Source organism: Roseibium hamelinense (genome assembly GCF_007830545.1).
Taxonomy (GTDB): domain Bacteria; phylum Pseudomonadota; class Alphaproteobacteria; order Rhizobiales; family Stappiaceae; genus Roseibium; species Roseibium hamelinense.
Genome location: NZ_VLLF01000009.1, coordinates 119,399 through 138,108, shown reverse-complemented (window position 1 = coordinate 138,108; position 18,710 = coordinate 119,399). Strand labels below are relative to the sequence as shown.

At 53.5% G+C, this 18,710-nt stretch carries 19 protein-coding genes, 1 tRNA gene and 1 pseudogene; 10 read left to right on the top strand and 11 right to left on the bottom strand.

Annotation, left to right across the window (positions count from 1 at the left end):
* On the top strand, positions 1–1,053 hold the full coding sequence (locus tag JM93_RS17550; RefSeq protein ID WP_145346081.1) for a threonine aldolase family protein: 1,053 nt from the start codon (positions 1–3) through the stop codon (positions 1,051–1,053).
* Between the two features lie 60 nt (positions 1,054–1,113).
* Here JM93_RS17550 and JM93_RS17545 read toward each other — a convergent pair whose 3' ends face one another.
* Positions 1,114–1,560 carry an Hsp20 family protein gene (locus JM93_RS17545; RefSeq protein ID WP_145346079.1) on the bottom strand — a complete coding sequence of 149 codons (447 nt, stop codon included), beginning with the start codon at positions 1,558–1,560 and terminating at the stop codon, positions 1,114–1,116.
* Positions 1,561–2,326: 766 nt separating this feature from the next.
* Here JM93_RS17545 and JM93_RS17540 point away from each other — a divergent pair.
* The gene (locus tag JM93_RS17540; protein WP_145346077.1) at positions 2,327–3,409 is read left to right on the top strand and encodes an alpha/beta hydrolase; all 1,083 of its coding nucleotides are present in this window, start codon (positions 2,327–2,329) and stop codon (positions 3,407–3,409) included.
* Here the strand turns inward: JM93_RS17540 and hisN are convergent.
* A complete protein-coding gene (hisN, locus tag JM93_RS17535) occupies positions 3,395–4,186 on the bottom strand; it encodes a histidinol-phosphatase (RefSeq protein WP_145346075.1) in 792 nt (263 codons plus the stop codon). The two genes, JM93_RS17540 and hisN, sit on opposite strands and share 15 nt — an antisense overlap.
* A 342-nt stretch (positions 4,187–4,528) precedes the next feature.
* On the bottom strand, positions 4,529–5,512 hold the full coding sequence (locus JM93_RS17530; protein ID WP_145346284.1) for an N-formylglutamate amidohydrolase: 984 nt from the start codon (positions 5,510–5,512) through the stop codon (positions 4,529–4,531).
* Between the two features lie 138 nt (positions 5,513–5,650).
* On the opposite strand from JM93_RS17530, the gene cpdR reads away from it, so the two are divergent.
* The 5 genes from cpdR to JM93_RS17505 all read left to right on the top strand — a co-directional run bounded on the left by cpdR (position 5,651) and on the right by JM93_RS17505 (position 8,256).
* On the top strand, positions 5,651–6,010 hold the full coding sequence (gene cpdR, locus JM93_RS17525; RefSeq protein ID WP_145346073.1) for a cell cycle two-component system response regulator CpdR: 360 nt from the start codon (positions 5,651–5,653) through the stop codon (positions 6,008–6,010).
* A 135-nt stretch (positions 6,011–6,145) separates the two neighbouring features.
* Positions 6,146–6,220: transfer RNA gene (locus JM93_RS17520), tRNA-Val, on the top strand.
* A 153-nt stretch (positions 6,221–6,373) separates the two neighbouring features.
* Positions 6,374–6,499 (top strand): type B 50S ribosomal protein L36, encoded by a 126-nt coding sequence (ykgO, locus tag JM93_RS17515; protein WP_006932207.1) that lies wholly within the window; start codon positions 6,374–6,376, stop codon positions 6,497–6,499.
* Positions 6,500–6,592: 93 nt separating this feature from the next.
* Positions 6,593–7,234, top strand: coding sequence for a tetratricopeptide repeat protein (locus JM93_RS17510; protein WP_208995276.1), 642 nt, complete (start codon positions 6,593–6,595; stop codon positions 7,232–7,234).
* Positions 7,235–7,461: 227 nt separating this feature from the next.
* Positions 7,462–8,256, top strand: coding sequence for an alpha/beta fold hydrolase (locus JM93_RS17505; RefSeq protein WP_208995274.1), 795 nt, complete (start codon positions 7,462–7,464; stop codon positions 8,254–8,256).
* 61 nt (positions 8,257–8,317) lie between these two features.
* Here the strand turns inward: JM93_RS17505 and rcdA are convergent, their stop codons facing one another.
* Positions 8,318–8,854, bottom strand: a complete 537-nt coding sequence (rcdA, locus tag JM93_RS17500) for a protease adaptor protein RcdA (RefSeq protein ID WP_145346067.1) — start codon at positions 8,852–8,854, stop codon at positions 8,318–8,320.
* A gap of 579 nt (positions 8,855–9,433) precedes the next feature.
* On the opposite strand from rcdA, the gene JM93_RS17495 reads away from it, so the two are divergent.
* Positions 9,434–10,933, top strand: a complete 1,500-nt coding sequence (locus tag JM93_RS17495) for a protein adenylyltransferase SelO (protein WP_145346065.1) — start codon at positions 9,434–9,436, stop codon at positions 10,931–10,933.
* An 18-nt stretch (positions 10,934–10,951) separates the two neighbouring features.
* Here the strand turns inward: JM93_RS17495 and JM93_RS17490 are convergent, their stop codons facing one another.
* Entirely contained in the window at positions 10,952–11,152 is a 201-nt protein-coding gene (locus JM93_RS17490) for a DUF1192 domain-containing protein (RefSeq protein WP_145346063.1), read from the bottom strand.
* A gap of 121 nt (positions 11,153–11,273) precedes the next feature.
* Between JM93_RS17490 and JM93_RS17485 the strand changes: the two genes are divergently transcribed.
* Together JM93_RS17485 and JM93_RS17480 are read left to right on the top strand one after the other, a co-directional pair.
* Entirely contained in the window at positions 11,274–12,275 is a 1,002-nt protein-coding gene (locus tag JM93_RS17485) for an NAD(P)H-quinone oxidoreductase (RefSeq protein WP_145346061.1), read from the top strand.
* Positions 12,276–12,439: 164 nt separating this feature from the next.
* Positions 12,440–13,174: a DUF1013 domain-containing protein gene (locus JM93_RS17480; protein ID WP_145346059.1), complete on the top strand. Its 735-nt coding sequence runs from the start codon at positions 12,440–12,442 to the stop codon at positions 13,172–13,174.
* Positions 13,175–13,482: 308 nt separating this feature from the next.
* Here the strand turns inward: JM93_RS17480 and JM93_RS17475 are convergent.
* The 6 genes and pseudogenes from JM93_RS17475 to JM93_RS17450 all read right to left on the bottom strand — a co-directional run bounded on the left by JM93_RS17475 (position 13,483) and on the right by JM93_RS17450 (position 18,688).
* Positions 13,483–13,729: pseudogene (locus JM93_RS17475) on the bottom strand (DUF1272 domain-containing protein).
* A gap of 75 nt (positions 13,730–13,804) precedes the next feature.
* Complete coding sequence (locus tag JM93_RS17470) at positions 13,805–14,836, bottom strand: peptidoglycan -binding protein (protein WP_145346057.1); 1,032 nt, start codon at positions 14,834–14,836, stop codon at positions 13,805–13,807.
* Between the two features lie 3 nt (positions 14,837–14,839).
* Entirely contained in the window at positions 14,840–15,829 is a 990-nt protein-coding gene (locus JM93_RS17465) for a flagellar motor protein MotA (RefSeq protein ID WP_145346055.1), read from the bottom strand.
* Positions 15,830–15,998: 169 nt separating this feature from the next.
* Entirely contained in the window at positions 15,999–16,793 is a 795-nt protein-coding gene (locus tag JM93_RS17460; protein WP_145346053.1) for an inositol monophosphatase family protein, read from the bottom strand.
* A gap of 62 nt (positions 16,794–16,855) precedes the next feature.
* Entirely contained in the window at positions 16,856–17,419 is a 564-nt protein-coding gene (gene efp, locus JM93_RS17455) for an elongation factor P (RefSeq protein WP_145346051.1), read from the bottom strand.
* 153 nt (positions 17,420–17,572) lie between these two features.
* Complete coding sequence (locus tag JM93_RS17450) at positions 17,573–18,688, bottom strand: tetratricopeptide repeat protein (protein WP_145346049.1); 1,116 nt, start codon at positions 18,686–18,688, stop codon at positions 17,573–17,575.
* Between the last annotated feature and the right edge of the window lie 22 nt (positions 18,689–18,710).

The following is an 18,710-nucleotide window of genomic DNA, read 5'->3' as shown; positions in this document are numbered from 1 at the left end:
ATGAATTTTGCAAGTGATAACTGGTTCGGGGCCTCGCAGCCCGTCATGGAGACGTTAGCGAGGCATAATCTCAAGGCGGCACCGGCATACGGCGCCGACGCTGTCACCGAGTCGGTCACACAGCGCTTTAGCGACATTTTTGAACGGGAAGTGTCGGTCTTTTTTGTCGGTACTGGATCGGTAGCAAATGCTCTAGCGCTCGCCGCCTACGCCAGGCCCGGTGGTGCAGTTTTTTGTCATCGCGAGTCCCATATAAATGTCGACGAATGCAATTGCCCTGAATTCATGTCCAGTGGAAGCAAACTCATACCAGTGCCCGGACATGGCGGCAAAATAACACCGGCTGGTTTGCGTGAGGCGCTGGAAAGCGTTCCTCCGAATATCGTCCATCATGGTCAGGCAGTTGCTGTATCGATCACTCAGGCAACCGAATCGGGGACCATATACAGTGTTGATGAGATTGCGAAAATCAAAGCTGCCGCGTCTGCGCGGAGTATTGCGCTCCACATGGACGGTGCGCGATTTGCAAATGCCCTTGTGTCTCTCAACACGTCTCCCGCAGACATGACATGGAAGTCGGGCGTAGATGTTTTGTCATTCGGCGCGACAAAAAATGGCTGCTGGTGTGCAGAGGCCGTAGTCTTTTTCGATCTGGAGGCCGCGCGTGGATTTGAATATCACCGAAAACGAGCAGGCCATTTGTTCTCCAAGAGCCGGTTCATAGCAGCGCAATTTGAAGGTTATCTCGAAAATGACCATTGGCTAAAAAATGCGCGCCATGCCAACGAAATGGCACTCTTGCTCGCCGAAGGCTTGAGAGCAAAAGGCGTCCGCACCGTGTGGCCGGTAGAAGCAAATGAGGTGTTTCCGATCATGGATCGTCAGCGCTTCACCAAGCTGCAGGCGGCTGGTGCAATGATCTACGAGTGGCCACTGCGGGAGGATGCGATTCAAAGTGAGTTGTCGGCTGATGAACTGTGCATTCGCATGGTCACAAGCTTTGCTACAACGGTTGAGGACGTTGCTCGATTTCTTGACGCATACGGGGAATGATACCCCGTCCTAAACGCGGAAAGGCGCCCTGGTACTAAGGGCGCCTTCGGATTGATCATATTAGCGTGTGCTGGTTTCAATCTGCTTGGGTGAAGCGTTGCCGATTTCAATCTTGCGCGGCTTCATGGCTTCCGGGATTTCCCGCACCAGATCGATATGGAGCAAGCCGTTTTCCAGATTTGCCCCATCGACACGAACATGGTCTGCAAGTTGGAAGCGGCGCTCAAAAGCTCGGGAGGCAATGCCGCGGTAAAGGACTTCGCGGTCATCATCCCCGGTCGGCTTTTCGCCCTTTACAGTCAAAACATGTTCTTTCGCTTCTACCGTGAGGTCGCTTTCGGCAAACCCGGCTACGGCCATTGTGATGCGGTATGCGTTTTCTCCGGTACGCTCGATGTTGTATGGCGGATAGCTCTGCGTTTCCGATGCAGCTGAATCAAGTATTGAGAAAAGCCGATCAAATCCGACTGTAGACCGGTAAAGCGGTGTTAAATCAAAGTGACGCATGTTTTTGTCCTCTTTCGTGAGCAACAAGGGTTTCAAGCGATTGTTTCCAAGTGTCCCCCGGCTAAACGGCGGGAACCTGCGAAATACGGACCCAAAGTTGGCATCCGCTTCCCTGAGGTAGGAGCGGAGAAATTCGTTTTCAAGACCGTTAGATGGCGACGGTCCGACAAAGCTGAACCTGAAATGAATGAGGCCTTCTGTCTCTATTCAAGCACGTGATGCAATTGTCTCTTCAGCACCGGTGGGCTGGCTGGTGAATTAAAGGAGACGATGCAATGAATGTTCTAAAAACACAGATCACTGGGTCGGTTGCCGCCGGGATCTTGGGTCTTGCGCTGTTGTCTGCCGCGCCGGTGGAAGCGTCGGCACGCACCCTCGGTAATGGAATTCAAAACGCTCCCGCAGCAGCAACTCAGATCGACTATCGTTGGGGCGGAGGTTGGCACCGAGGGCCAGCTTGGCGATACGATCGGCTTGGACCACGTCAAATCCGCAGAAGCCTCAGGCATCAGGGATTTCGAAAGATCCAAATTGTTAGAGAGCGGGGTAGAGTTTACGTCGTTAAGGCGCGTGGCTGGCGCGGACGTCCGGTGCGCCTAGTCGTCGATGCCTACAATGCGCAAATTTTACGCCGTCACCCAATAGGCTGGGGACAGCGCTGGCAATGAAAAATGTGGCGCCGCCGAATGGCGGCGCCGATTGGTATTGCAGTCTTGGGCTATCGACCCTATCAAGTATTAGCTTTCTGGTGCAGATTTGAAATTGCATGGCGCTGTTCGATCACCCTGACAATCCGATCCCGATTGGTGGAAAAACCGGCTCTGTTAAAACGGCGGATTCAGTACGTATTCGCTACGCGCATTGGCCAGCTCTTGGGAGGCAACGACAGGGAACAATTACTATACTTCAGGGCCGTGCAGAGTTCATTGAGAAGTACTTTGAATTGATATCGGACCTGCGCGAACGCGGTTTTGCTGTGATAGCGTTTGACTGGAGGGGGCAGGGCGGATCGCAAAGGCTCCTGAAAAACCCGCTTCGCGGACATGTCTCTGATTTTTCGAGGTTCCGAGAAGATCTTCGGACCATATTGAAAAAGGTGTCCCTTGCCGAATACCCGGGACCTCATTTCGCAGTTGCGCATTCCATGGGCGGCACCGTGTTATTGTCTGACGCTTCCAGGCTACGGACGATGCTAGATCGTGCCGTGATCAGTGCCCCGTTGATCGGACTGCCTGAATCAGGACTTGTCACTTCGACAAAGCACCGGTTGAAGACGGTATTCAGGTGGGCAACTCTTGGAGTGTTGCCACGGAAACGGCCTCCACCCGTATTGGCGCCAAAACTGAACGTAATGGAAAAATTTGCTTTTTCGGTAGCACGCGTTCTGACCTTGTCCGGTGCTGGACGACTATTCGTTCCTGGGGGCAATGCCGATGTTCGCGTGGCAGTCGAGCATAACCGGCAGACGTCCGACCGAGGGCGTTTTCAGCGATTTAACGCTTTGCTTGAGGTCTATCCTGAGCTTGGTCTCGGGTCGCCAACGATTGCGTGGCTGAACGCAGCTGCCCGAACACTCCTGACGTTTCGCAAACGTGAGTTTGGTCCGCGGATGGCGCTGCCTTGTCTGATTGTTGCCGCCGGCAGAGACCGTATCGTTTCGACAAGCGCAATCGAGGAATTTTGCTCGCGTACAAAAAATGCACGCTATATTGAGATCGCCGGTGCGGAGCATGAACTTTTTATGGAGCGAGATATTTTTCGCGGTCAGATATTGGCTGCTCTTGACGCGTTTCTACCGGGTAGGGAGCAGGAGGCTGACCTAGAGCGCCGGGCGTCAATCGGCAGCTGATGTAAGCTGTTTGAGCACCAGATCATGGAGATGCCGATCTCCACTTGCAACAATCTGTCCGCCTTTCTCTGGGCTTCCACCGCTCCACGTAGTCACGGCTCCGCCGGCTCCTTCAATAATCGGGACCAGCGCAACGATATCGTAGGCTTGGAGGCCAGATTCTATCACCAAGTCTGCAAGGCCTGCTGCAAGCATGCAATAGGCGTAGCAGTCGGTCCCGTATCGGCTCAACTTTACTTGTTTTTCTATGGCGTCGAAGACTGGTCGTTCATATTGGGAAAAAAGCGCTGGTGTTGTTGTGCAAAGGACGGCGTCGGAGAGTTTGCCGCAGGCCCTTGTTTTAAGAGTGCGACGGCCGATTGGGCCATCGTACCATGCCGAATCACAGGTTCCGACATATCGTTCGCCGACATATGGTTGGGCCATCATGCCCATGTACGGCCTTCCGTTGCGATTCAGGCCAACTAGGGTGCCCCAAGTCGGCAGGCCGGTGATAAACGCGCGGGTTCCGTCAATCGGATCCAGCACCCAGACGTACTCGGCATCTAGGTTTTCGGCTCCATGCTCCTCTCCCAAAATGCCATGGCTGGGATAGGCTTCATTGATCAGCGCACGGATTGCGGTTTCACCGTTTCGGTCTGCAATGGTGACCGGATCGAAGCCGCTTTCCAGTTTGTTTTCTATGTCAAATGCTGTGCGGAAATGCGGCATGATTGCTTCAGATGAAGCATCCGCAAGTTTTGAAAAAAATTCGGAAAAGTTATGTTTGGAATGCATGGCAGCTATACCGTTACGGAATATCGACAGTGAATCGGCGATTGCTCCGATTGTTTTGCATAAATTAACGATATCTGACAGCATAATTCTCGGGCAGTGAGTAGCATTTGTATAACAATCGAGCAGGTCTGCTAATTATTCATGCAGGTTAAGTAAATGCTGGCGCTTGACGTTTGTGCACTGCAATGCGAACTTATTGCAGCGCGAAAGGATTTATCCTTGAGTGCCGCCCTCCTTGGGCGTTTCCTCCCTAGACTCGGGCCGCCTCGCAAGAGTGCGGCCTTTTTTTTGGATATGAAACAATAGTGCCATGGTCCGTGCCAGATTTACGTGATCGACGGGCTACTCTGCGGCGATCGGTTCTGCGGCAAATCCCGCATCTGGCATTGCCGTGATTTCAATGATGAAATCCCGCAAATCCGAAGCTAGCTTCGAGAAGCCCTCATGCGGCTGGTGACGCGCTTCATCCATATACAGACCCCGGTTTATTTCCAGCTGCAGCGCATGCAACCCGCTAGAGGGGCGGCCGTAATGCTCGGTTATGAACCCGCCAGCATATGGTTTGTTCCGGCTCACGTTGTAGCCGAGAGAGTTCAGAATCGCCGCTGCACGGTTTGTCAGCTCCTCCGAGCAGCTCGTCCCGTAGCGATCACCCAAAATGAAATCCGGCCGGACATCATTGTTCTGGCATTTCACACTCGACGGCATGGAATGGCAGTCTATGAGAATGGCGTGACCAAATGTGACGTGGGTTTGGGCGAGCAGGCGTCGAAGAGCCGTATGGTAAGGCTTGTAAATGTACTCGACGCGGGACAGCGCTTCAGACACCGGAAGCCGGTGCTTATAAATTTCCTGGTTCTCGCCGACAACCCGCGCAACAGTTCCAAGGCCGCCAGCAACGCGGATGGACCGTACATTTGCGTAGGAGGGTAAACGGCCTTCAAACATTTTTGGGTCAAGTTCGTATGGCTCGCGGTTCACATCCAGATAGGCCCGAGGAAAATGAGCACGCAAAAGTGGAGAGCCGACCTCGACCGCAGCTTTAAACAGGTCGTCGACATACGCATCTTCAGATCGTCGGATCGAGACTTCGTTAAGGCGGGATGCCTCCAAAAACTCCCGGGGATACTGACGACCCGAATGCGGTGAGTTGAAAACAAAGGGGAGGCGTTGGTCTGCCGGGGCGAGGATATCAAATGGGGGTAAACCGTTAAAATCGGCCTGCGCGAGTGCGATGTGCCGGGTGGTCTGATTCGGTTCGGTTTCGTCTGCTGCCAAAACACACCCTCTTTTGATGTGAACAACATCGTGCCAAGGTTTTAACATCCCGTCCACAAAAACCGTGGTCAAGGCTGTGGAACATCATTTCACCCTATCTTTACGTAGGATTCTGACTATAACCGGCAAATGTCCGGTGGGTCTCCCCGCCTTGTGGAAATCTCACAGATTGAATGGTTGCGTGACATGCCGCGAATCCTCCTAGCGGAAGACGATAATGATATGCGCAAGTTTCTGGCTAAAGCGCTGGAAAACGCAGGCTATGATGTCGTTTCTTATGACAATGGGCGAAGCGCATACGAGCGTTTGCAGGAGGAGCCTTTTTCACTCCTTCTGACTGATATCGTGATGCCTGAAATGGACGGGATTGAACTCGCCCGTCGGGCAACGCAGTTGGATCCAGATCTGAAAGTCATGTTCATCACAGGGTTTGCTGCTGTCGCGCTAAACCCTGAATCCGATGCACCGAAAGATGCCAAGGTATTGTCTAAGCCGTTTCATTTGAAGGATTTGGTTCAGGAAGTGGAGCGAATGCTCGCCGCTTGAGAGTGGCTTAAGCATGCCGGCTGTCGGTTGTGAATTTTATGCGACGGTTTCGCATTTGGGGACTTGCACCGGGAAAGGATCCCCGTTATATCGCTCCCCACCACGGCGCCAAGGCACCGTGCCACCGAGGAATTCGGGCGTGTAGCTCAGCGGGAGAGCACTTCGTTGACATCGAAGGGGTCACAGGTTCAATCCCTGTCACGCCCACCATATTCGCGCTTCCAGTTTTGGTCCGCGTGTGGAGAACGGAAATTTAGCGCAGATTTGATCGAGCTGCTATTCCGGGAAACCAAAAAAAGACCGGCGGGCGCTTTGGCGCTCGTTTCATGTTTAGAGAAAACAACCCTTCTGGGGGATAGTGTTATGAAGATCAAAAACTCACTAAAAGCGTTGATGACTCGTCACCGCGATAACCGCATGGTTCGTCGCAAAGGTCGCGTATACATCATCAATAAAAAGAATCCGCGCTTCAAAGCCCGCCAGGGCTGAGCGGCGCCGCCTTACCGGCGTTCTGGGATTTTTTACAAATTCACGATTGACCGCTGCGTCCGACAGATCATATTTGTTGGCATGCGGTCATTTGTGTTCATAGCTCTTTTTTCTCTCTCACCGGTTGTTGCCTTGGCCCAGCCGGTCCCTGATCTCGGGCCTGAGGTTGAGGCGCCTTCCTTGGAAGATCTCGGCAGTTTGCCGGAAGTCGAGTTCGACGAGGGGGGTAAAACAGTTGCAGACGGCAACACTGAAATCACTAAATTGGACACTCTGTTTGCGCAGCTTGCGTCATCTGAGGAGCCTTCGGTCGCCGAGGCCTTGGCCAATGAGATACAGAAAATCTGGCTACGAAGCGGAAGCGACACTGTAGATGTACTGATGTCCCGCGCGGGAAAGGCTCTTCAGGCCGACGAGCACGGTTTGGCACTGGATCTTCTGGACACAATCGTCACGTTAAAACCAAATTATGCTGAAGGCTGGAATCGCCGGGCGACGGTCTACTACATGCAGCAAGATTTCGGGCGGTCCCTCGCCGACATTGAGCGGACCTTGGCCATTGAGCCGCGACATTGGGGAGCCCTGTCGGGTTTAGCAATCATTCAGCGGCGCCTTGGACAGGAAGCTAGGGCCCTTGAGACGTTCAAACGAAGTCTAGCAATTCATCCGGGTCTCGAAAACGCAAAATCAGCCATTGAAGACCTCGAAGCCAACGCGAGCGGTGAGCCCATCTGAAGGCGATCGCGTTAAGGTGAGACAGCGATTTCAATCAGGCATCTATGTTTGTAGGTATGGCAGTTCTATTGACCGTTGCGATAATCCTATTGGGATTTGCCGCCTACACAGCATTCAATGTGCGACGTATATCTAGAAAATATACACCGAGAGGGACGGTCTCCCCGCACAGTGGACTGCATTTCTTTTATACTAAAAGGCGAAAGTCGGCCGATCAAAGACCGGTTTTGGTGTTCCTCCATGGTGCGAGCGGCAATGCACTCGACTTGAAATTGGCCTTTGGGAAAGGTTTTGAGCAGGACTACGACCTGCTCTTTGTTGACCGCCCAGGTCTTGGGCACTCCCGGCGCGCTCTTTTTGCTGACGCCTCACCGAGGCGTCAAGCCGAACGAATTAGTGCGCTGCTGGACGAGCTTTCGATAAACAAAGCTATAGTTGTCGGGCATTCTCTGGGCGCGTCCACAGCGGCGGCGCTGGGCCTCTTGAGGCCGGATGTCGTCACGGGATTGGTTTTTCTCGCACCAGCAACCCATCCGTGGCCCGGTGGGGTGAATTGGTACTATTCGGTAGCCGCTCTGCCGATCCTTGGCGCTGTGTTTTGTTGGACCTTGACGTTGCCCATCGGTCAGTTGTTGGTTCCAAAGGCTATATCAAATGTGTTTAAGCCAGATCGTGCTCCGGATCGATATTTTGATGAAATCGATTTGCCGCTTCTGTTCCGCCCAGCTTCCTTCAGGGCGAACTCGGTCGATATAGCATATTTGAAGCCGCAACTTGCGCACCAGTCGCAGTACTATCGTCTCTTAGAGCAACCTGCGCTGATTGTAACTGGGGACGAGGATTCGGTGGTTTGGCCGAGCATTCACAGCGAAGGGCTGCAACGGGATCTTCCGAACGCAAATCTGCTTGTTTTAAAAGGTGCAGGCCATATGCCCCACCATACACACCAGACCGAGATAACAGCCGCGATAAAAGACTTCGAAATTTCAACCTCTGGCCGATCATTTGCCCATGCAGATTGAAAGACTTTATGTCATAAAAAACCGCCCGTTCGGGCGGTTTTGTTCGTGATCAAAGCTATTGTCAAAGTTTACCAAAGGCAGCATGCAGGCGATTGAGGTGCTCGGCGACGGGATTTCCGTCATTTGCGGCTTCCAGTTCGGGCTTTTCTTCCCGGTAGAGCATCTTGTCCAAGTGGACGATACGTTCCTGCAGCCGGATAGAGCGCTCGATCAACGCTTTCAAGTTTGAAGGCAGATCGCCAAATGCCGGGCTGCTGGTGGCGCTGCTTAGCTTCTCCAGGCGGACCTTGTTTTTGTCACTGCCAGCCTGTTCGCGCGTCATCTCACCTTCGTTGACGGCACGTTGCAACAAAAGCCAAGATGCAAGTTGCATCAGGCGTGTTGTGAGGCGCATGGATTCGGTCGCGTAAGCTAGCGATGCCGGGCGCGCCAGGAATTTGGCTTCTTCGCGTCCATCCCCATCCAAATAGACAGCTGTCTCTTCAACGAGAGACATGCCTTCTTGGAAAAGCGTCATGAAATTGTCCGAGGATGCGAGACGATGTGCGATGTGTACCGCGTCCGGCGATTGGCCAACTGTTCTTGTGTCATCCGTCATGGGATCAATACGCCTTTATTCTGGTTCCCTCTTCCCGCAACGGTCCAAACGGAAACAATCACCATTGCAGCCGGGGCGGCACAGTCTGTTTCTTTTCGGGACGGCGCGAGCGTTCATTATTGAACTGAGCAATGACCGTGCCAGTCACGCCGTTGTGGTTCATGAGTGGGACTGGCGAATGATAATCCCTTGAACGATCAAAAAAAAGAGCCGCAAAGGCGCGGCTCTGAGTCATTAACAGGGAGGCGTCAAACAGAGTGGACAGGAGCCACTCAAATCCAGATGACTGGATGACTATGTTTATGAATTAGAAAGATTAATAAGAGGTAAACAGATAAAATTTTACCTAGACAGGTGACCCAAAGTTGGACAGGTGATCTTGAGTATTCTGAATAAGTGTCAGTTGTGACAAGAACAATCGGACTATTTGGAGCGCAGGGTTATAAGTATTAGCAATGATGCGACAGCGCGAGTTTCTGGAGCGTCGCATTTTGGGAATGCCTAACTTTTCCGGTCAACCCCATTAAATAGTGTGATGGCGACAGAGACTTGTTCCTGATTCTCTAAAGGAGCCCGTACATGGCACATTCCGAAGACTGGCTGGCGCAAATCCCTTTTGAAAATTCCTATGCTCAGCTGCCTGAGCGTTTTTTTGAAAGGCGGCGCCCCGATCCTGTGAGGAACCCTTCATTGATAAAGGTCAATTCGGCGTTGGCTTGCTTTCTTGGACTTCGTCCTGAAGACCTCGCAAGCCCGTCCGGAGTAAGCGTTTTGGCGGGAAGCCGTCTTCCAGAAACCGCTGATCCGATCGCGATGGCCTATGCGGGACACCAATTTGGAGGTTTCGTTCCGCAGCTTGGCGATGGACGGGCGGTGCTCCTTGGTGAGGTGCGCGGGCAGGATGACCGCCTTTATGACGTCCAACTGAAAGGATCCGGTCGGACCGCTTTTTCAAGAATGGGCGATGGGCGTGCCGGAATTGGCCCGGTCCTGCGGGAGTATATTGTGAGTGAAGCGATGTTCGCGCTTGGTGTGCCAACCACCCGCTCCCTTGCAGCGGTCCGCACGGGGCAGACGGTGCTGCGTGAGCGCCCAATTCCAGGTGCAATCTTGACCCGTGTATCACGCGGTCATATCCGGGTTGGTACTTTTCAGTATTTTGCAGCGCAAGGAGACATAGAGGCTCTGCAAACACTTAGGGAATATGTAGTTGGCCGACTTTATCCAGATGCCATAGACGCGGAGAACGCGGCGGTGGCGTTGCTGGAAAAAGTTGTTGAACGCCAAGCCCAGCTTATTTCGCATTGGATGTTAATCGGTTTCATCCATGGCGTCATGAATACCGACAACATGTCGGTAGCTGGCGAGACAATCGACTACGGCCCTTGCGCATTCATGGAAGCATACGAGCCTGGCAAGGTCTATAGCTCGATTGATCAAATGGGGCGTTATGCCTACGGGAACCAGCCTGCCATTGGACATTGGAACCTGGTCCAGCTTGCGCAATCTCTTTTGCCGCTTTTCGATCCTGATATGGAGCGTGCCGTTTCGATCGCCCAAGATGTGATTGATAGGTATCCAGACCAATTCGAGGACTATCTCACCCGGGGCCTTCGTAAAAAACTCGGGCTGTTGGAAGAGGAGCCCGGCGATCGTAGTCTAGCCCAGGCGCTTTTGGATGAGATGGCGAAGCATGGAGCTGATTTCACCAACACATTTCGGGATCTCAGTCTAGTCGGAAATGCAGCTGACATGGCACGTGCAAGTACAGGGTCTTTGTTCGCTGACCCGTTGGCAGCGACGGAGTGGCTAGATCGATATCGCGCCCGTTTGAGCCAGGAAGGCACTTCTCATGCGGAACGGGCGAATATGCTCGCGCAGGTCAACCCAGTCTATATTCCGCGCAATCATCTGATCGAGGAAGCCATTAGCGCTGCGGAGGCAGGGCCAGATTTGAGGCCGTTTGAAAAACTGGTTGAGGTATTGGCAATGCCTTTTGAACACCGTTCGGGCCTTGAACGTTATGCGTTGCCTGCAAAACCTGAAGAGCAGGTCTTGCAGACCTATTGCGGTACCTGAGTGAAATGCCGCACCCGGTTAGAGTTTTGAGAACAGCGCGTCAGCTGAGGTCCGGACCGACCTTTTGTGGTCAAGAGTTTTTTTTGTACGCAAAATTTCAGCCTCAAGAGCTTTTATGCGCTCACCAAGTTCCTCTTCGGATTGCTTGCTGAGATCTTCCCCAACAAGGATCTGAGGTCGTTTCGGAAGGCTGGGCTTGTCATCCTCTGATATTGTCACGGACACCCCTCCTGCTTGCGCCTGGTTGATCGGTAGCCGCAAATCTTATCAATATCGCAACAAATTGTCAGTGCCTGCTTTGCGGGCTAAACCATATCTGTCTCATGCTACGGAGTTTTTCATGAACATGCTGCCGGAAACCATGACTGCAGTAGCAATCTCTCAGCCCGGTGGTCCCGAGGTGTTGACTACCGAACAAAGACCTTTGCCGGTCTTGGGTGAAAATGACCTCTTGATCAAAGTCACGGCCGCTGGCGTCAACCGTCCAGATGTTCTTCAACGAAAAGGAGCGTACCCCCCTCCTAAAGGCGCCTCGGATTTGCCGGGCCTCGAAGTTGCTGGGGCTGTAGTCGCGCGGGGTGAAAAGGCAACGGCCTTTGAAATAGGCACGGAGGTAACCGCTCTCACTTCGGGGGGCGGATACGCTGAATATTGTAAGGTTCATGAAGGTCACGCACTGCGCATTCCGACGAACATGTCTGTACTCGATGCCGCGGCCTTGCCGGAGACATTTTTCACCGTTTGGAGCAATGTCTTTGATCGCTCCGGGCTTAAAGCTGGAGAGCGGTTTCTGGTGCATGGTGGCACCTCGGGTATCGGCACGACGGCGATCCAGCTCGCAAACGCGTTTGGAGCTGAGGTCTTCACCACTGTGGGGAGCGATGAAAAGGCCGCGGCGGCGAAGGCACTAGGTGCCGATCATGCTATCAACTACCGGACAGATGACTTTGTCGAAGTCATCCAACGATTGACCGGAAATGAAGGCGTGCATGTCATTCTCGATATGGTCGGCGGAGACTACGTTGAGAAAAACTGGAAAGCGGCCGCCGTTGGTGGACGTATTTGTCAAATCGCAACGTTGAACGGTGTGTCCGACAAGGTTAATTTTTCCCGGCTCATGATCAAACGATTGGTCCACACGGGCTCAACCCTGAGGCCCCGTGACGATGCTTTCAAGGCCGAAATTGCCAAGGCACTAGATCAACATGTTTGGCCGCTGATTGGAGCGGGGAAAATCAAGCCGGTTGTTGATTCGACATTTCCGCTCGCTGAAGCCGCAAAGGCACATGCTCGTATGGAAACATCTGCGCACATTGGGAAGATTCTCTTGACTGTTTCGTGATTTTGGAAGCCGCTAAATCCGAAATAATTCCGCCCTCTCGTCGCCTGGGTATTTGCCTTTGCGCGAGGATCGAAGTATATTGCAGGGATCTCCTGAGAAATTTGGATACAAACCATGCTTCGGCGCCTTGGTGGGCGAAGGAGCAGACAAGAGGATTTTGACCAATGGCGAATACGCCGCTGATGCCGAAGGCAACCGCAGTATGGCTGGTTGACAACACAGCTCTCAGCTTTACGCAAATTGCAAGCTTCTGCAAATTGCACCCGCTAGAGGTCAAGGCCATTGCAGACGGTGAAGCAGCCCAAGGTATCAAGGGCCTTGATCCGGTTCTAACCGGCCAGCTGTCTCGGGAAGAGCTTGAAAAAGCTCAAAATGATCCGAACTATCATTTGAAGCTGCAAGGATCGAAAGTAGTCGTTCCGGAAAGCAAGCGGAAAGGCCCGCGCTACACACCCGTTTCACGCCGTCAAGACCGTCCAAATGCGATTCTATGGCTTGTCCGTAACCATCCCGAACTTAAGGACACACAGATTATCCGTTTGGTCGGTACGACCAAGCCAACGATTGCGGCTATCAGAGACCGTACACATTGGAATTCAGCGAATCTGACCCCGTCCGATCCTGTAACGCTTGGACTATGCAGTCAGCTGGAACTGGACATGGAAGTCGAAAAGGCCGCTAAGAACGCGCCGCTTCCGTCGGCGTCCGAGGCGAACGAGACCTTGATGTCAGTGGACGAGACGACCAGTGACGAGGCCCTTTCGGCAGCATTCTCTTTTGACACCAGCGCACCGAAGTCTGCGCCTGAGGAAGAAGAAATCGATGCAGACGCCGTTTTTGCGAAACTGAACTCGCTGAAGTCTGCAGAAACCACGGACGAGGACGAAGACAAGAAGTAAGCCAACTCGACCAGTTGATCAGCGAAAAGCCGCCTCTCGAGGCGGTTTTTTTTGTTTGTGGAGCGAGGCCGGTGGGGGGGGGGATTCAGCCGTGAAGTGCAACAAGGTAACCGGACGGCTTGGTTCGCCACAAGGGATTGAGAATCAAGGGTTGGAGAACCGCTTGGCGGCGCTTAAGCGCCCTTGACACTCAATCCCTTATGCCTTGATCAGGCTTCCCTGAGAAAGAGCGCATCAGATTGAGCGGCTTACATTGCGTTGCACTTCGAGTTTGAATTCGCCGGGGCAGCTGCGTGGACGCAATAGCGTCAGTGGCGGGCACAGCCTCCCGGGTTGAAAACCGGATGGGCAGAGGCAGGGAAACGCTCGAGAAGGGCTTCAGGACGTCTCGGGCGTACAGAAAAGGCGCCACCGCAATTGGGGCAGGTCCCTTTCAGCTTGCTGTCGACGCAGTCGCGGCAGAAAGTGCATTCAAAGGTACAGATAAAGGCATCTGCCGAACCGGGCGGCAGGTCCTTGTCGGCAGCATTCGCAATTGGGGCGCATCTCGAGCATGGCTGGCTTCCTTGGACATGACGTTGTGACGTTCAGTCTAAATGGAAAACGGCAAGTCACAATCCGGCGATCTTCTCAGCGCTCTGTCAGCTTGAGTTCAATTCGACGGTTTTTCGCATAAGCCTCCGGTGTTTCACCGTCTTCAAGTGGACGGAACTCACCAAAACCTGCCGCGACAAGACGCTGTGGATCGACCCCCTGGTCAATAAGATATCGCACCACTGAGATTGCTCGGGCCGCTGATAGTTCCCAGTTGTTGCGGAGCCGTCCTGTACCAGACAAAGGACGCGCATCGGTGTGCCCGTCGACCCGAAGGACCCAATTGATTTCTTCGGGAATTTGCACGCTGAGTTCTTGAATGGCCTCGGCAAGCTTGTCGAGTTCCTGGCGGCCAGCCTCGTTGATTTCCTCGGACCCGGAATCAAACAGAACTTCGGACTGGAAGACAAACCGGTCTCCGACGACCTGAATGTCAGAGCGTTGTGATAGAATTTCGCGCAGTCTTCCGAAAAAATCAGACCGGTACCGCGACAACTCTTGCACACGTTGAACAAGCGCCGCATTCAAACGCCGTCCAAGGCTGGCGATTTTCGCCTGGCTTTCGGTTTCCTTGGCTTCTGCAGCCTCAAGTGCTGCATTTGCCGCAGCAATCTGCCGCCGAAGCGCGGATATCTGTTGGTTCAATAATTCGACTTGTGCAAGGGCCCGCTGACTGACCTGTTGTTCCTCATCCAACAGGTTTTCCAGCCGCGCGGCCCGACCACCCGCTGCGTCCGCTTCGCCGGACTGGCTTTCTAAAAGGCTTAACAAGCGGTCCCGTTCGCTCGTGGCGTCACCGAGGCTTGCCTGCAATCCGGAAATAGTGTCTTCCAGTTCATTCGATGCCGCCCTTTCCAGAGCCAGCAATTCTGTCAATTCGCTGATCTGAGCGTTCAGCCGGTTTAGAACTGCATCACGGCCGGAAATCTGCTGGCTCAAAAAGAACTGAGCAAGCATGAAAATCGAAAGCAGGAAAATGATGACCAGCAAAAGTGTGGCCATAGCGTCAACGAAGCCTGGCCAGTAGTCGGTTCCGACATTTCGCCGACGGGCTCGTAAACCTGCCATAGGTTACTCCTTGGCTCGGTCGAAGGCGGCGGAGATCGAGGACAGGAGCGCTTCGATGCGCTTTTGTTGTTCGCCTTGGTTTTCAGCCCAATCCCGCATCATCTGTTGTTCTGAGCGGACATGCTTGACCAGACCTTGTATGCCTTCGGCGAGGTTGGCCATAGCCTGAGCTGAAGTCTTGCTGCCGCCCTCTTCGATCGTTTTCTGGAGTGACGCGATCGAATCCTGGATTTGTTCAGCACTGGTCGACGTGTCGGCGAAAAGCGCTCCATCCTCAGGTTCAATGTCTGTAACAGTCGAAAGCCAATCTTCCAGTTCGGTGTAAAAACGGTTTTGTGCCTGACCAGCTTGCAAGTCAAGGAAGCCGAGGATCAGCGACCCGGTGAGGCCGAACAGCGAAGAAGAAAACGCTGTGCCCATTCCAGACAAGGGAGCCTCAAGCCCGGCCTTCAGGTCCTCGAAAATGACGTTCGCATCACCTGAGCCAACGTCAAGAGACTGAATGGTGCTTCCAACGGCGCTGACAGTTTGCAAAAGGCCCCAAAAAGTCCCCAGTAGCCCGAGAAACACCAAGAGGCCCGTTAGGTAACGCGATATTTCCCGCGATTCCTCCAGGCGCATGCCGATGGAATCGAGAATCGATCGCGCAGTGGCCGGTGTTAGCGCCATTTCGCCGACTTTATTGCCTAGCAAAGTTGCCATCGGTGCTAGCAAGACCGGCGAGCGGGTGTCCAAATTGGGGTCGCCCATTCGGAAGTTGTTGACCCATGCAATTTCAGGAAAAAGTCTGATAACCCGACCGAAAAGTAGCAGGATGCCGAATACGGCAACCATTACAATGAGGCCATTCAGCCCCGGATTGCTCATGAATGCGGTCTGTATTTGCCGGTACAAAATGAAAGCAATGAAGGCCACAATCACCAAGAAGATGATCATGAAGGAGAGGTAGGCCTTCGGGCTGGACAGACTATAAGGATCAAAGTCACGTGCCATGAGCAGCTAAACAATCGCCTGTTTCTAGGTCCATGATTGATAGCGTGAATTTCAAGGCGATGAAAACAGTTAATCTGGAAAATGGCTTTGGTTAACCACGGGAAACCGGCCAGCTGCCTGCGCACAGCTTTGGCCGGTTTTTAAACGCGGGAACGGGATTTGATCGGATTTAGGCGGAAGCCCTCTTAAGCAGCTCCAAAACCTGCTTGTGTGCGGTTTCATTCCCCGCAATCACATCGCCGGTTTCCAGCATCCTGTCTTTGCCTGCCATGTCGCTGACATACCCCCCGGCTTCCTTGACCATGAGAAGTCCGGCCGCGATGTCCCAGGAGTTCAGTCCATGTTCCCAATAAGCATCGAAGCGGCCAGCTGCTACCCATGCCAGATCAAGCGCGGCAGCACCACACCGGCGTACCCCTGCGACTTCCGGCATCACAAAGCGAAGCTCCTTCAAAGCGCGTCCGTGATCGCCTTTGCCGATGAAAGGCAGACCAGTACCAATCAACATGTCAGGCAATTCCGTTCGGCCGGCCACACGCAGCCGCCGGTCATTGAGATAGGCCCCTCGGCCGCGCTCTGCAGTGTAAAGCTCGTCCATGACCGGATTGTATATCACTGCCGCAACAATCTGCCCCTGGCGCTCCAGGGCAATGGAAGTCGCAAATATTGGCACGCTGTGTAGAAAATTGGTTGTCCCGTCCAATGGGTCAACGTGCCAGCGGTGTTGGCCGTCTGTGCCCTCAATGACGCCACCTTCTTCCATTACGAGCCCGTAAGTTGGCCGAGCCTTGGTAAGTTCTGACCGCACAATTTCCTCTGCCTTGCGATCAGCGGCTGAAACAAAGTCGCCCGGGCCCTTACGAGATACCTGAAGGTTTTCAACTTCGCCAAAATCGCGAACAAGACTACGGCCAGCCTTTGTTGCGGCTTGGACCATCACGTTAAGAATTGCAGTGCGTGCCATAAAGAGAAGCCAATTGAGTTCAGCGTGCAATTTTTCATTGTCAGCACGCCGGGAGGAGAGTGTTAGTCGGCGCGTCGGACGTATTCCATTGTACCGGTGTCGACGATGATTTTTTCACCTGCGGTAATGAAAGGCGGCACCATCACGCGGACACCATTTTCCATCAATGCCGGTTTGTAGGAGGAGGATTGAGTTTGTCCTTTGACGACAGCATCCGCTTCGCGAATTTCTAGCGTTACGTGTTGGGGCAGCGTAATACCAATCGGGCGCTCTTCATGCAGTTCTACGGTCACCATCATACCGTCCTGAAGGAAGGCTGCGCGATCGCCGACAAAATCAGCCTGCAGTTCAAGTTGTTCGTAAGTTTCGGTATCCATGAAGATCAACATGTCTTCTTGGGTGTAGAGATACTGAAAGTCTTTTTGCTCGAGCCGGACGCGCTCAACTTTGTCTTCTGACCGGAAGCGCTCGTTTAATTTGCGTCCGTCGATCAGGTTTTTCATCTCGACCTGAGCGAAAGCCCCGCCTTTGCCCGGCTTTACGTGTTGAACTTTTACCACCGCCCAAAGCGTATCTTGATGCTGGAGCACGTTGCCAGGCTTGATTTCGTTACCGTTGATTTTCATGGAACGACCAATTGAGTAGAATTTTTACGATGCGAATGGCTGCAGGGGCGCGAGATCCGGGCGCGCTACCATCCAATGTGTGGCCTGTCCTACACAATTCATCGCTGGATTCAAGGAAAAAAGCCGGTTTACAGACCGGACGGTGGAGCCTTTTTACGGCGAAGCTCCTGCCGGGTCATCAGAAGGTGGCAATAGGGTAGGCGTGAATTTTTCGGCTTCGATACGGGCCGCTTCCTGAAAACTCTCCGGAAGTTCTTCGACAAACTCGTCGAGTTGCAGGTCCGGAACGCCAAGCGCCCGGGCCATGAAATGCCACGTGGCTGCCCTGATGACGTCTTGTTTCCGGCCGCGACCATCGGCGTAAATTCGCGCAAGCCGGTTCATAGCCACTGGATTCCCTGATGTTGCAGCGCGTTCAAACCAAGCGGCTGCCTCCTCCTGGTTCACATCAACACCCCGCCCCTGAAACCGCAAAATACCGTAATAAACTTGAGCGGAGGTATGGCCGCGTCGTGCTGCTCTGCCAAGCCAAAACGCGCCGAGACCTGGGTCGTCCAGACCGTTCATGCCCTCAAGATAACCGAGACCGAGTGCATACTGCGCTTTGGGATCGTTTGCTTGCGCTGCTCCGCGCAAGAACTCCATCGCTTTGTCGGGGTCATAGGGACGCCCGTCGCCTTCTTGGTAGAGGATAGCGAGATTATACAGCGCATTGGGATTGCCGGCCTCAGCTGCAATTTCGAAAAGGTCTGCCGCACGGCTTTTGTCCACTTCAACGCCATCGCCGGACAAATAAAGCTGTGCAAGCCTCAAAGCCGCCTGAGCGTCATTTTTTGCCGCTGCAAGTCCATACCAGTCAGCCGCCTTGCTTGTATCTTGTTCGATACCGTATCCGGTTTCGTGTATGACACCCATAAGGGTTTGCGCAGCAGTATCGCCAGCCTCCGCAAGTGGAGTGGCTATCGCGAGCGCTGTCAGATACCAGCCTCTTTGAAAAATACCATAAGCTAGAGCAGGAGTTGCTTGCTCGCCTTCGTCCGGTTGCGGCAGCGGAACATCGAGAGGGCTCTTTAGCGTTGGTTCGGCAAATGCTGGCAGCGTGATTTGCGTTTGTGTCGGGGCGTCGTCCTCTGTGGGGTTTTGTGTCGGCGTCGCTGGCAACTCTTGTGCAGTATCCGCAATGTCCGAAGGTTGTTCCTGGGTTTGAGCAGAAAGTTGAGCAGCGCCGACTGCGGCGCCAATCAAAAGTGCCAAGAAAAACCGCTTCATGCGCGCCAACACAGCCTCATTG